This is a genomic window from Ornithinimicrobium sp. F0845 (genome assembly GCF_023015765.1).
Classification (GTDB): Bacteria; Actinomycetota; Actinomycetes; order Actinomycetales; family Dermatophilaceae; genus Ornithinicoccus.
Map to the genome: position 1 here is coordinate 67330 of NZ_JALKAL010000004.1, position 12764 is coordinate 80093.

Annotated in this window: 12 protein-coding genes; 1 reads left to right on the forward strand and 11 read right to left on the reverse strand. The window is 69.0% G+C overall.

Translation table 11 applies throughout. The features are described from left to right. Window positions 1–11: 11 nt before the first annotated feature. From MWU75_RS07755 to MWU75_RS07795, 9 genes are all read right to left on the reverse strand, one after another. Entirely contained in the window at window positions 12–1004 is a 993-nt protein-coding gene (locus tag MWU75_RS07755) for a nitronate monooxygenase family protein (protein WP_247089408.1), read from the reverse strand. 19 nt (window positions 1005–1023) lie between these two features. After that, window positions 1024–1935, reverse strand: coding sequence for an enoyl-CoA hydratase-related protein (locus tag MWU75_RS07760; RefSeq protein ID WP_247089410.1), 912 nt, complete (start codon window positions 1933–1935; stop codon window positions 1024–1026). After that, complete coding sequence (locus tag MWU75_RS07765; RefSeq protein ID WP_247089411.1) at window positions 1932–2735, reverse strand: enoyl-CoA hydratase-related protein; 804 nt, start codon at window positions 2733–2735, stop codon at window positions 1932–1934. The genes MWU75_RS07760 and MWU75_RS07765 overlap by 4 nt, the downstream gene beginning before the upstream one ends. After that, a complete protein-coding gene (locus MWU75_RS07770) occupies window positions 2736–3776 on the reverse strand; it encodes an acyl-CoA dehydrogenase family protein (RefSeq protein WP_247089413.1) in 1041 nt (346 codons plus the stop codon). Continuing rightward, entirely contained in the window at window positions 3773–4933 is a 1161-nt protein-coding gene (locus MWU75_RS07775) for an acyl-CoA dehydrogenase family protein (protein WP_247089415.1), read from the reverse strand. The genes MWU75_RS07770 and MWU75_RS07775 overlap by 4 nt, the downstream gene beginning before the upstream one ends. Beyond that, window positions 4933–6459: a tripartite tricarboxylate transporter permease gene (locus MWU75_RS07780; RefSeq protein ID WP_247089417.1), complete on the reverse strand. Its 1527-nt coding sequence runs from the start codon at window positions 6457–6459 to the stop codon at window positions 4933–4935. Before MWU75_RS07780 ends, MWU75_RS07775 begins: the two co-directional genes overlap by 1 nt. 2 nt (window positions 6460–6461) lie before the next feature. Continuing rightward, window positions 6462–6959, reverse strand: coding sequence for a tripartite tricarboxylate transporter TctB family protein (locus tag MWU75_RS07785; protein WP_247089418.1), 498 nt, complete (start codon window positions 6957–6959; stop codon window positions 6462–6464). A gap of 63 nt (window positions 6960–7022) precedes the next feature. After that, window positions 7023–8009 carry a tripartite tricarboxylate transporter substrate binding protein gene (locus MWU75_RS07790; protein WP_247089419.1) on the reverse strand — a complete coding sequence of 329 codons (987 nt, stop codon included), beginning with the start codon at window positions 8007–8009 and terminating at the stop codon, window positions 7023–7025. A gap of 15 nt (window positions 8010–8024) precedes the next feature. Further along, entirely contained in the window at window positions 8025–10247 is a 2223-nt protein-coding gene (locus MWU75_RS07795) for an acetate--CoA ligase family protein (RefSeq protein ID WP_247089420.1), read from the reverse strand. A gap of 139 nt (window positions 10248–10386) precedes the next feature. On the opposite strand from MWU75_RS07795, the gene MWU75_RS07800 reads away from it, so the two are divergent. Continuing rightward, on the forward strand, window positions 10387–11058 hold the full coding sequence (locus MWU75_RS07800; RefSeq protein WP_247089421.1) for a GntR family transcriptional regulator: 672 nt from the start codon (window positions 10387–10389) through the stop codon (window positions 11056–11058). Here MWU75_RS07800 and MWU75_RS07805 read toward each other — a convergent pair. Both MWU75_RS07805 and MWU75_RS07810 read right to left on the reverse strand, forming a co-directional pair. Next, a complete protein-coding gene (locus tag MWU75_RS07805) occupies window positions 11044–12309 on the reverse strand; it encodes an MFS transporter (protein WP_247089422.1) in 1266 nt (421 codons plus the stop codon). The two genes, MWU75_RS07800 and MWU75_RS07805, sit on opposite strands and share 15 nt — an antisense overlap. After that, window positions 12309–12761: a MaoC family dehydratase gene (locus tag MWU75_RS07810; protein WP_247089423.1), complete on the reverse strand. Its 453-nt coding sequence runs from the start codon at window positions 12759–12761 to the stop codon at window positions 12309–12311. The genes MWU75_RS07805 and MWU75_RS07810 overlap by 1 nt, the downstream gene beginning before the upstream one ends. Between the last annotated feature and the right edge of the window lie 3 nt (window positions 12762–12764).

Genomic DNA, 12764 nt, shown 5'->3' on the forward strand with positions numbered 1-12764 from the left:
CGCCGTCTCGATCAGCGGACCGCGGACGGCTCCTGCGCGAGCAGGCCGCTAAGCCGTCCGGTCACGATCTCGCGGGCCTCACCGATGATCGTCTCGACCAGGTCGCCCACCGTCGGCACGTCGTGGATGAGGCCCTGCACCATCCCGACGCTCCAGACGCCCGCCTCGGTGTCACCGGTCTCGTAGACCGTGCGGCCACGGACGCCGGCGACCAGCTCACGGACGTCCTCGAACTGCCCGCCGTCGTCCAGGATCCGCACGACATCGCGGCTGACCGTGTTGCTCGCGACGCGGGCGGTGTTGCGCAGCGGCCGGAACATCAGCTCGGTGTCGAGCTCGCTGGCGGCGACGATGGCCCGCTTCACCGTGTCGTGGATCGGGGCCTCCTGGGTGCACATGAACCGAGTGCCCATATTGACCCCGTCGGCGCCCAACGCCAGCGCCGCGACGAGGCCCCGGGCGTCGGCGAAACCACCTGAAGCGATGAACGGGATCGTCAGCTGCTCGGCGGCCCGCGGGATGAGGACCAGCCCGGGGATGTCGTCCTCCCCGGGGTGCCCTGCGCACTCGAACCCGTCGATACTGACGGCGTCGACCCCGATCTTCTCCGCCTTGACCGCGTGGCGAACGCTGGTGCACTTGTGCACGACGGTGATGCCGGCGGCCTTGAGGTCGGGCAGGTGGTCGACGGGGTTGGCCCCCGCGGTCTCCACGATCTTGACGCCGGACTCGATGATGGCCTGGCGGTACTCGGCATAGGGCGGGGGGTTGATCGCGGGGAGGATGGTCAGGTTCACGCCGAAGGGCCGGTCGGTCAGGGACCGGCACCGCGCGATCTCCGCGGACAGCGCCTCGGGGGTGGGCTGCGTCAGACCCGTGAGTATCCCCAGGGCCCCGGCGTTGGACACCGCGGCCGCCAGCTCGGCGCGGCCGACCCACTGCATGCCGCCCTGGACGATCGGGTGGTCGATCCCCAGGAGCTGGGTGAACCGGGTCGTCAACATGGTCTCTCCTAGGGATGGCTCAGGTGGTCGCGGACTGGATCTGCACATGGTGGGGCTGCTCCGGCCAGGTCGGGGCGTGCTCCGGGTAGTCCGTGCTGACCCGGGCGGGGAAGGACGGCGGCCGCTTCTCCATGAACGAGGCCACGCCCTCCGCAGCGTCGGGTCCGCGCTTGAGGTCTCGCATGATGAGCGACTCCCGCTCGTGGGCCCACCACGGCGAGGGTTCGGACAGGGAGGACCACAGCATCTGTCGGGCCACCGCGATCGACACGGACGAGGTCGAGTCGCGGATCTCGGCGGCGAGGCTATGTGCCACGTCGAGCAGGTCGTCACGCGGGACGACGCGGGAGACCAGCCCGCCGGCAAGCGCCTCCTCAGCCGGGAAGATCCGGCCGGTGACCACCCACTCCATCGCCTGTGCGATGCCGACCACGCGCGGGAGGAACCAGTTGGACGCGGCCTCCGGCATGATCCCCCGCCGGGCGAAGACGAGACCGAAGCGGCTGCTGTCCGCCGCGATCCGGATGTCCATCGGCAGGGTCATGGTCGCGCCCACCCCGACCGCTGCGCCGTTGATCGCCGCGATAGTGGGGGTACGCATCGCTGCAAGCCGCAGCGTCACGACGCCGCCCCCGTCGCGGGGCACGCCGTTGATCGTGTCTGGCACCGATCGGATGTCGGACTGTCCCTCGCCGCGGTAGGCGAAGGGCTGGTCACCCGTGTTGCCGGACAGGTCCGCGCCGACGCAGAAGTGCTTCCCACTCCCGGTGAGGATGACCGCACGGACGTCGTCGTCGGCGTCGGCGACGTCCAGGGCGTCCACGAGCTCACGACGCATCACCTGGGTGAACGCATTCCCCTGGTCGGGGCGGTTGAGGGTGATCGTCGCGATGGCGTCGGCGACGGTGTAGTCGATCTGCGCGAAGCTCATCCCTGCACCCACTCCCCCGTGAACGCCGGTGTCGTCTTCTCCGCGAACGCCTCGCGGGCGGTACGCGCGTCGGCGGTGGCGTAGTTCACGGCCTGCGCCCGCACCTCGGCGGCGAGGGCGGCATCGAAGGTGGACAGCGTCCCCTCGTTGAGCAGCGCCTTGTTGAGCGCCTGCGCGATGGGCGGCCCGTCGGCGAGCCGGCCCGCGAGGTCGGCGACGGCGGTGTCAAGCTCCTGCGGCGCACAGACCGTGGTGACCAGACCCAGCTCCCTGGCCTCCTCCGCCGAGACGAAGTCGCCCAGCAGCGCGAGACGCTTGGCCTGCTGCAGACCGACCAGGTGCGGCAGCAGCCACGACCCGCCGAAGTCCACGGACAACCCGCGGCGCACGAAGATCTCCGAGAACCGGGACCGGTCCGAGGCGACGACGAAGTCGCAGCACAGCGCGAGGTTCCACCCTGCGCCGACCGCCGCGCCGTCAACGCGGGCGATGACAGGCTTGGGGAAGCCGAACAGCGCCGCGGCCGTCCTGGCGATTCTGCTGACCCGGGTGACCGGGTGGCCCACCGGCGCGGACGAGATGTCCGCGCCGGCGCAGAACGCATCTCCGGCCCCGGTGAGGACAACGACCCTCACGGCGGGATCGACCTCGGCGGTGCGCAGGATGTCGAAGAGCACGTCCCAGGACGCCGGATCCATGGCGTTCTTCCGCTCCGGCCGGTTCAGGGTGATCGTCAGGACCCGCCCCGACTCCCGCGCGAGCACGCTGCCCTCGCCCCAGGTCTGATAGTCGGCACCCATCTAGTCGTCCTCCTCGTTGTATGCCGCCCGCTGGGCGGACTCCACGGCGTCGAGACCTGCTGCGCGGGCGACCTGGTAGCGGCCCCCGTGAGCCTGCTCCAGCGCCTTGCCCCTCTTGAGCCACAGCTGCAGGTCGTGCTCGAAGGTGAAGCCGATGCCTCCGTGGACCTGCAACGCCACCTTGTTGGCGACGAACTCCGCCTCCACGGCGCAGATCCTGGCCAGTCGTGCGGAGGCGAGGTACTCCGGGTCCGCGGCCGCGACCCGCCAGGTCGCGGCTCGGGCGGCCGTGGTGGCCAGCTCCACCTTGGAGTACGCGTCGGCCAGCAGGTGCTTGACGCCCTGGAACGATCCGATGAGCCTGCCGAACTGCTGGCGTTCCTTGGCGTAGGCGACCGTGGCGCTCACCAGGTGGTTCGCGATGCCGTTGAGCACGACCGCCGAGCCCACCAGCTCCCGGGCGACCACCTGGTCGCGCAATTCTGCGGATGCAGGGAGAAGCTCTCCCTGCGTCCGGGGCGTGACCTGGAACATCCGTCGGGACGGGTCCTCGACGTGCACCCTCTCGAGGTCGACCTCGCCGGCCTCGTGGACCCAGAGCTCACCGTCCCGGGCCAGCACGATCAGGTCGCTCACGTGTGCGTCGGGCACCAGTCCGCCCTCGGACAGGGCGACCGTGACCCGGGACTCGCCGGAGGCGATGGCCGGGAGCCAGCGGCGCCGCTGATCCTCGCTGCCGCAGGCGCCGATCGCGAACGGACCCACGAAGACCGCCTCGAGGAGGGCGTCGGGCACGGCCTGCCGCCCCGCCTCCTCCAGCACGGGCAGTAGGTCGCACTCGCTCCCCCCGATCCCGTCATACTCGTCCGGGACCAGGATCGCGGGAGCTCCGAGATCGGCCAACCCGCGCCACAACGCCGGGTCGCGACCCGAGTCGTCCGTCCACGACAGTCGCTGCGCACCCGGTGCGCAGCGCTTGGCGAACAGGTCCGCGGCCGACTCGCCGAAGGCATGCTGCTCTGGGGAGAAGGCGTACCTCATGGTCGGGGCTCCCTCGGCAGTCCGAGCGCGGTCTCGCTGATGATGTTCTTCTGGATCTCGGTGGTCCCCGCGTAGATCTCTCCGGCCCGGGCGTGCCAGTACTCTCGCTGCGTTGAGGGCAACGGCGCCTCGGGGGGACCGGTGGGGATCTGCTCGGCCCGCGCGCCCAGGATGTTGCGCTCCTCCTCCACGATCCCGGTGAGGATCTCCGAGAGCCGCAGTTTCAAGATGCTGGGCAGGGCACCCTCGTCGCGGCCCCGGGACATGATGTCGGTCAGCTCGTAGGTGGCCTGCTCGTAGGCGAAGGCCCAGGCGCGGTGGGACCCGAGGCGCTCGAGGGACCCGGTGTCCGGGTCGGCCCCCACGCGCCGGGCGATCTCGTCGACGGTGTGGAGCATCCTGGTGTGCGTGCCCCGGCCCATGCCCCGCTCGAGCTTCAGCGACGTCTGGGCGATCCGCCACCCCTCGTTGAGCGGGCCGACGACATTGGCCAGGGGGACGGCCGCCTCGGTGAGGAACACCTCGGCGAAGCCCGCGTGCCCGTGGAGCTGTCGCAGCGGGCGGACCTCGACACCCTCGGTGTCCAGGTCGAGGATGACGAAGCTGATGCCGCGGTGCTTGGGCGCGTCGCGGTCGGTCCGGACGAGCGCGAACATCTTGGTGGCGATCACACCGAAGGACGTCCAAGTCTTCTGCCCATTGAGGACGAGTTGGTCGCCCTCAATCCTGCCCGTCGTGCGGAGCCCGGCCAGGTCGCTGCCGGCGTCCGGCTCGGAGAAGCCCTGGCACCAGATGTCGGAGTTGTCGAGAATGCCGGGGAGCCAGGCTTCCTGCTGCGCCGGCGTCCCGTGTGCCATGACGGTCGGCCCGCCGTGGAGCAGACCCATCTTGTTGACCCGCTCCGGCAGATTCAGCCGGGCATACTCCTCGTCATAGATGAGCTGGTGCCAGTGGTCCAGCCCGAGCCCGCCGAACTCCTTCGGCCACCCGGGCGCGGAGTAGCCAGCGGCGAAGAGTCTGGCCTCCCACTCGAGGTGCTGCGCGAGTCCCTCTTCGGTGTAATAGGGCTGGAACCGACCCGTGGGCTGGTTGCTCTCGAGCCAGGCACGGACCTCGGCCCGGAATGCGAGCAGGTCGTCGCTGAACGTGAGGTCCATTAGTCCTCTCCCGCCAATTCCTTGGCCTGGTCGATGATGGAGTGCTTCTTGTCCTTGCGAACCGCTCCCCAGATGGAGGAGGCGATGAACAGCAGGACGAACACGGACAGCACGGCGGAGATCGGTCGGGTCGCGAAGATCGCCATGGACCCGTCGGAGAGCAGCATCGACTGGCGGAAGGACTCCTCTAGGATCGCGCCCAACACGAAGGCCAGCACGAGTGGCGCCGGCTCGAAGCCGAACTTGCGCATGAAGTAGCCGAGCACGCCCATGATCAGCATCACCCACATGTCGAAGGTGCTGTTGTTCAGCGTGTACACACCCACGAGGGTGATGAGCATCGCGATGCCGCCGATGATGCCGATCCGGACCCGCAGCAGCTGCACGAAGAAGCCGACCATCGGCCAGTTAAGCATCAGCAGGATGAGGTTGCCGATCAGCATCGAGGCGATCACCCCCCAGAAGAGTTCCGGGTGCGCGGTGATCAGCTGAGGCCCCGGCGTGATGTTCTGCGCCATCAGCGCCCCCAGGATCAGGGCGAGGACGGCGTTGGAGGGCAGTCCGAGGGTCAGCAGCGGGATGAAGGCCGAGATGGAGGAAGCGTTGTTGGCGGTCTCGGGTCCGGCGACGCCCTCGATCGCTCCCTTGCCGAACTCCTCCGGGTGCTTGGAACGGCGCTTCTCGATGCCGTAGGACGCGATAGAGGACAGCACACCGCCTCCGCCGGGCAGCACGCCGATCGGGAAGCCGAGGAGCGACCCGCGGGTGATCGGTCCCCGGGAGGCCTTCCAGTCCTCGCGGGAGAAGGTCAGCCGACCGACCTCGCCGATCTTGCCGTGCGACTGGCCGCTCCGCTCCAGGACGTAGAGGATCTCGCTCACGCCGAACAGACCCATCGCGACGGCGACCAGGTCGATGCCGGAGAACAGCCCCGGCAGGCCGAGGGTGAAGCGGGTCGTGCCGGCGATGGGGTCGGTGCCCACCACGGCGAGGAGGAGTCCGATCGCCGCGGCGATCACGCTCTTGAGGGTCGACTTGGTGCCGAGGTAGGTCACCATCACGATGCCCAGCACGGTGAGGGTCACGTACTCCGGCGGGCCGAACCGCACGGCGAAGCCCGCGAGGCTCGGAGCTATCAGGATGAGACCGATGATGGCGACAGTCCCGCCGATGAATGACCCCACGGCCGAGATTGCCAGGGCGGGGCCGGCCCGGCCCGCCTTGGTCATCTCATAGCCGTCGATCGCGGTGACTGCGCTCGCCGCCTCTCCCGGGATCCGGAGGAGGACCGAGGTGATTGTCCCCCCGTACATCGACCCGTAGTAGACGCCCGCCAACATGACGATCGCCGAGGTCGGCTCCATGCTGTAGGTGAACGGCAGGAGGAGCGCGATGGTCGCGGTGGGCCCGAGCCCGGGCAGCACGCCGATGACGGTGCCGATCATGACACCCAGGAGGACGTACAGCAGGTTGGCGGGTGTCAGGATGACGCCGAAGCCATCCACCAGGTTCGTGAGGCTGTCCATCGTCAGCGACCTCCCCACAGCTGGGCAATCACATCATCGGGGAAGCGCGCGCCCAGGAGCTGCACGAACAGCAGGTAGGTGACCACCGTGGCGCCCACCGCAAGGGCCGCCGACATGAACCAGGTCTCGCGGGCCAGGAACCGGAACCAGATCAGGAGCAGCACCAGTCCACTCAGCACCAGCCCGAACCTGGAGAACATGAGGATGAACAGTGACAGGGTCGCCACACCGATGGTGGGGCGCAGTAGGCGGCCGGCAAACTCCTCGATGTCCTCCCCATCTCCGCCGATCACCATCCCGACCACGCAGCAGCCGATCAGGATCACCGCGACGATAATCGGCCAGAGGCCGGGTCCCGGGGTCGACAGCGTGCCGACGCCGAGATCGATCGCACCCAGGAGGAAGTAGAGGCCGATGAGAGCGCCAACAACGTAAGGAACTCGTTGAAAGATCTTGTCCTTAACGCTGTGGGTCGCCACGGCGGTCTGCTCAGAGTTCATGAGTGCTCCTCGGGGGGTAGAGCTGGCCGCTGAAGGGAACCAGCGGCCAGCTCCGGTTGCCTGTCAGCCCAGTAGTTCCGTCAGGATGGGGCCGAGTGTCTCCTGCTCGTCGACCATCATCGCCTGCAGCTCCTCGGCGCCCATGAACTCGTCGAGGAGGCGGACCTCACCGATCACCTCGATTGTTGCCGGGTCCTGGAGGGCCTTCTCCAGCGATCCTTCCAGCGTCGCGAGGACGTCGTCCGGGACCTCGGCAGGGGCCACGAGGATGAAGTAGGAGTTGCCGTAGATCAGGCTCTCGAAGCCCGACTCAGCCAGCGTGGGGACATCGGGCGCCCAGCCGAGTCGGTTGGGCGCACCTGTTGCCAGAACCGCGAATTCGCCAGCGTCCACCTGAGCCATGGTGGTCTGTGCGTTGGAACAGAAGCAGGCGTCGACATTGTCACCGAGCAGCGCCGTCACGGCTGGAGCCTCGCCCTGGAAGGGCACGGGAGTGAACTCGACGTCGTACTCGTCGGCCATCCGGATGAGCTCGACGTGCTGCGGTGAACTCGCACCCGCCGTACCCACCTTGATCCCGCCCGGGGTGGCCTTGGCCGCCTCGATCAGGTGGTCGATGGTGCTGTAACCGGAGTCGGACGGCACGACGATGAGGCCGGGACCGAAGGTGCCCACGCCGATAGCCTGGACGTCCTCGAGGTCGTAGCCGACGTCCTCGATGAGCGGCACCCGGCCCGCAGCGGAGGCGGTGGTCATCCCGATGGTGTAACCGTCCGGCTCGGACCGGACAACGTCGGCCGTCCCGACGGAGCCGGAGGCGCCCTCCTTGTTCTCCACCACGAAGGTTGTACCGAGGTCCTTCTCCATAAACGCCGCGATCGCGCGGCCGCCGACGTCGGTGGGACCTCCCGCGGCATAACTGATGATCATGTTGACGTCATCTGACGGGAACTCGTCGGACGACGACGCGCCCCCGGAGTCACCGCAGGCGGTCACGACGAGAAGCGACGCGCCGGCAGCAAATGCAGCAAGAACTCTGCTCTTGGTCATGCGATTTCCAATCTCTCAACTTCTTTGAGGGGAGGTGACCACGGCGCGAAGCGGCGGCCCCGGCTCCGGAGTTGGCTCCGGACCTGGTGTGTGGGTGCTGATCAGGGCATCGAGTGCGTAGGCGCCCTGTCCGCGGGGCAAGACGACGAAGGGGTTCACGTCGATGCTCTCGATCGTGTCGGCGTGCGCGGCGGCGAAAACCGAGAGGTTGCTGAGGGCGCGGGCCAGGGCCTCGGTGTCCGCCGGCTCGGTCCCGCGGGCCCCGTCGAGGAGTTCGAAGCCGCGCACCTCGCGGATCATCTCCGCGGCCGTCGAGACATCGAAGGGTGCCAGACGCAGCGTGACGTCCTGGAGCACCTCGACGAAGACGCCGCCGAGGCCGAAGGCCACGGTCATCCCCAGCGACGGGTCGTTCTTCACCCCCAGGATGGTCTCGACCCCGCCACTGACCATCGGGGTCACCAGGACCCCGGACAGGCGCGCCTGCGGCACCGCAGCCTGCGCCGAGGCGATGATCTGCCCGTAGGCAGCCTCGACCTGCGCGGCGTCCGCGAGACCGAGCCGGACACCGCCCACCTCACTCTTGTGCGCGATGTCGGGCGAGACGATCTTCAGCACCACCGGGTAGCCCAGCTCCTCGGCCGCGGACACCGCGTCCGTCGCCGACTGCACGACACGATCGGGCACGGTCGGGACGCCGGCGTCACTGAGGATCGCCTTGGCCCGGTCCTCCGTCAGCTCCCCGGTCAGCGGGGCCGACGAGGCGGGCAGGGGGTGGAACTCCTCAGGCATCGGCGCGCTCATGGCCGCACCCAGCCTGGCCAGCCGCCCAGCCGTCTCCACCATGTTGCGCAGGTCCTCGTAGTGGGGCATGCCCAGCGTGTTGAGCGCGCGGGCGGTCTCGGGACTGGTGAGCGAGGACACCATGATGTGCGCCTTCGGGTGGGCCTCGCGCACCGTCCGCAACGAGTTGACGACGGTGGTGGCCCACGGCTCCATCAGGCCCAGGTAGGTGAGGAAGACGAGCACCGTGTCGTAGTCCGTGCCGTCGATAACCGTGTTGAGGAAGGCGGGGAACAGTGCCGGGTCGTTGGTGACCTGAGCCGTCGTGTCGATCGGGTTGGTGACCCCCGCCGGCGGCCAGATCCTCTTGAGCTCCTGCTGCACCTCGACCGGCAACGGAGGGACCTGCAGACCGGCCTCCTCAGCGGCGTCGGCCATCAAGATGCCGGCGCCGCCGGAGCCCGTGAATACCGCGACCTGACCGCCCCGCGGCAGCCCGCCCAGCGCGAGGGCGTGGCTGAGGTCCATCAGCTCGGAGACCGAGGTGACCCGGCACACGTCATACTGCCGGAACAGAGCGTCGTAGGCGTCGTCCGAGCCGACGAGGGACGCCGTGTGCGAGCTCGCCGCAGCGGCGCCGACGTCGGAGACCCCGGCCTTGAGCATGATGACCGGCTTGCGTCGCTGACGCGCCGAGGCCAGGGCCGCCTGGAGCCGGCGACCGTCCTTGCATCCCTCCATGTAGACGGCGATGGCTGACACGTCGTCCTGCTCGGCGAAGTAGGCGATCGAGTCGGCGACGTCGACGTCGCACTCGTTGCCGGTCGTGATCCACGGGGTGAACTCGAAGCCCCGGTTCGCGGCCAGTGCGACACAGTGCCCGCCCAGGGCGCCGCTCTGGCTCACCAGCGCGATGCGCGGCACGTCAGCGATGACATGGTCACGGGGGATCATGACGGCCGCGGCGAAGGTCGGGAGAGCCCCGGTGACCATGTTCGCGGCGCCGATGCAGTTCGGTCCGATGATGCGCATACCGCTCGTCGCGGCGATCCGGGTGAGCTCAACCTGCTGCCGCTCACCCTCCTCGCCAGCCTCGGCGAAACCGGCGCTGAACAGGACGACGGCCTTGACGCCCGCGTCCGCGCACCCGCGCACCGCCTCCATCACGGCCGGCCCGGGGACCGCGACGACGGCGAGGTCGGGAACCTCCGGGAGCGCCTCGAGCGACGGGTAGGCCCGCACGCCCTGCACCTCGTCGAAGTTCGGGTTGATCGGGTAGATCGCACCGTCGAACCCGTGGCTCTTCATGTGGTGGATCGGCCGGCCGCCGATCTTCAACTGGTGGGACGACGCCCCGATGACCGCCACGGAACGCGGCGCGAAGACAGCCTCGAAGCCGTGCAGGCGAGGCGTCCCCGCCACGGGGTACGCGTCCTGTGTAGCGTCATTGCTCATGCTCACTGCTCCAGCTGTCGGGCGTTGTGCATACTGAAGGTCATGCACAAATGTATACTAAAGATCTCGGATGTCAACAGCCCAGTTCGGCCCGTCGGGTACGTTGCTGTTGCCTGACAACAGGAGACGAGGAAGTGCGATGACCGTCGGCGAAGCCACAGAGCAGACTGGCACCTCCAGCGTGGAGCGGTGCCTGGTCGAGGTGCGCAACATGATCTTGACCGGCGAGCTCCTGCCCGGCGAGAAGGTGCACCAGGCGGACCTGGCGGCCCAGCTCTCAGTCAGCCGCATCCCGCTGCGCGAGGCGCTGTCCCGACTCCAGGCCGAGGGGGTGCTGACCCACCGACCGAACTCTGGCTACCAGGTCTCCCGCTTCAGCAGCGAGGATCTGACCGAGCTCTACCTGATGCGCCGCCTCCTCGAGACCGAGCTCCTGCGGAGCGCCCCGCTCGGGCCGCAGCAGGCCGATCACCTGCACGAGATCAACGAGCGGCTGCGCAAAGTGGACGCTGCGACAGAGCCCGAGACCTACCAGGCCATCAACCACGACTTCCACTTCCACCTCTTCGACGCCTCCCCACTGCGCCTGGTCCGCGAGGAGGTGGACCGCCTCTGGTACCGCTCTGGCTTCTACCGGTCGCTCTACCTGCACGAGGCACCGACCGCCCTGCAGGTCCTGCACGAGCACGGTCTCATCATCGACGCCGTGCGTGACGAGGACGTCGAGGAGCTGATCCGGGTGACCGACGAGCACCGCAAGGGCACCGAGCGCCTCGCGATCGAACGTCTCGGCCGATCACGCCGCCGCTGAGTCGGCGGCACCAGGCTCGACCCCATCGGACGGTTCGCGCAGGACTGCCGGCCGGCACGCCCAGGCCGCGCCGAGCACGAGCACTGCGGTGACCGCGAGCGCAGCCCCGACGGACAGGACGTCAGCGAGCACGCCGTTCAGGCCGGCGGCGAGCGGCCTGGACCCCATGAATCCCAGGAGCCACAGCGCCATAACCCTGCCGCGGAAGGCGCTCGGGACGCGCGCGTACAGTTCGGTTCCCAGCGCCGTGAGCGCGAGGGTCATGCCCATCCCAGCCAGCCCGAAGGCGAGCACCGCCAGCCAGGTCGCGGTGGCGAAGATCAGGACGAGCGCGCCCGCCGCCAGACACAGCAGCCCGAGGCTGGCCAGTCGCTCGCTCCCCAGACGGCGGGTGAGGAGCGACTGCGGGAAGAAGGCCACGAAGGCACCCAGCCCGAACGCCGAGGCGAACGTGCCCACCAGGTCGGCACCCCCACCGACCTGGCCCGCCAGGCTCGGCGCCAGGGTGATCGCCGGGTCGGCACCTATGCCGATCGCCGTGACTCCCAGGAGCACGGCGGCGATCGCCGGCCGCCTGGCGACGTAGGCGAGACCGGCGCGGATCGAGGTGTCGTTAGCCGCGCCGCGCGGGTGGTCGCCGGAGGGTAGGGTCGCGACCACGACACCGAAGACGACGTGGAGCACTGTGCTCACAGCGAAGGCCCAGGTCAGCCCGACGGTCACCGCCATGACTCCCCCGACGGCCGGACCGAAGGCGCGGCCGATCGCGAACGAGAAGTTGTCCAGCGCGACCGCCTTCGGCGTCTCCCCGGCGCGCACCAAGGAGGGCAACATCGCCTGCATGGCGGGGCCGCCGACTGTGAAACCCACGCCCACCGTGGCAACGGCCGCCATGACCGCCCAGGTCGGCGGCGACTCACCACCCACCCACAGCAGGAGCCAGATGGTGAGGGTGCCGGCGATGCAGAGCAGCCGACCGGTGAGCAGTTGGAGTTTGCGGTTCGCCCGGTCCGCGACGGCGCCGCTGACCGCGACCAGGAGCACCTGCGGGGCGAACAGCATGACGCTCACCAGGCCGACCAGCAGCGGGGAGCCGGTGCTGTCGAAGATCAGGATCACTGTGGCGATGTTGAAGATCCAGATGCCGACGTTCGCCAGCAGCTTGCCCACGAAGAATGGACCGAAGACCCGGTCCACGGCGATCTGGAGCAGGCTGCGGGGCACCGGCGCGCCCGCAGCACCCACGGGCATCAGAAGTAGTAGCGCGTCACCGGTTCTGCGACGCAGACCGGCTTGTCCACGCCCTCCGCGACCACCGTCGCGCGCCACGTGACCTGCACGCCGCCGGACACCTCCCGTGCCTCGTGGACCGAGGTGGTGACACGCAGGCGGCTGCCCACCGGGGCGGGGGCCGGGAAGCGCACCTTGTCGAGCCCGTAGTTCAGGGCCATCCGGTGACCGCTGACCTGGAAGGTCTCCTTCATGAGGGGGACCAGCAGGGAGAGGGTCAGGTAGCCGTGGATGATGGTCCCGCTGAACGGCCCTTCCTTCGCCCGCTCGACGTCGACGTGGATCCACTGGTGGTCACCGGTGGCACTGGCGAACTCGTTCACCCGGTCCTGGTCGACGGTGAGCCAGGAGCTCGTGCCGAGCTCCTCCCCCACGGCATCGAGCAGGGACTGCGCGCTGTCGAAAGTCTTCATGCT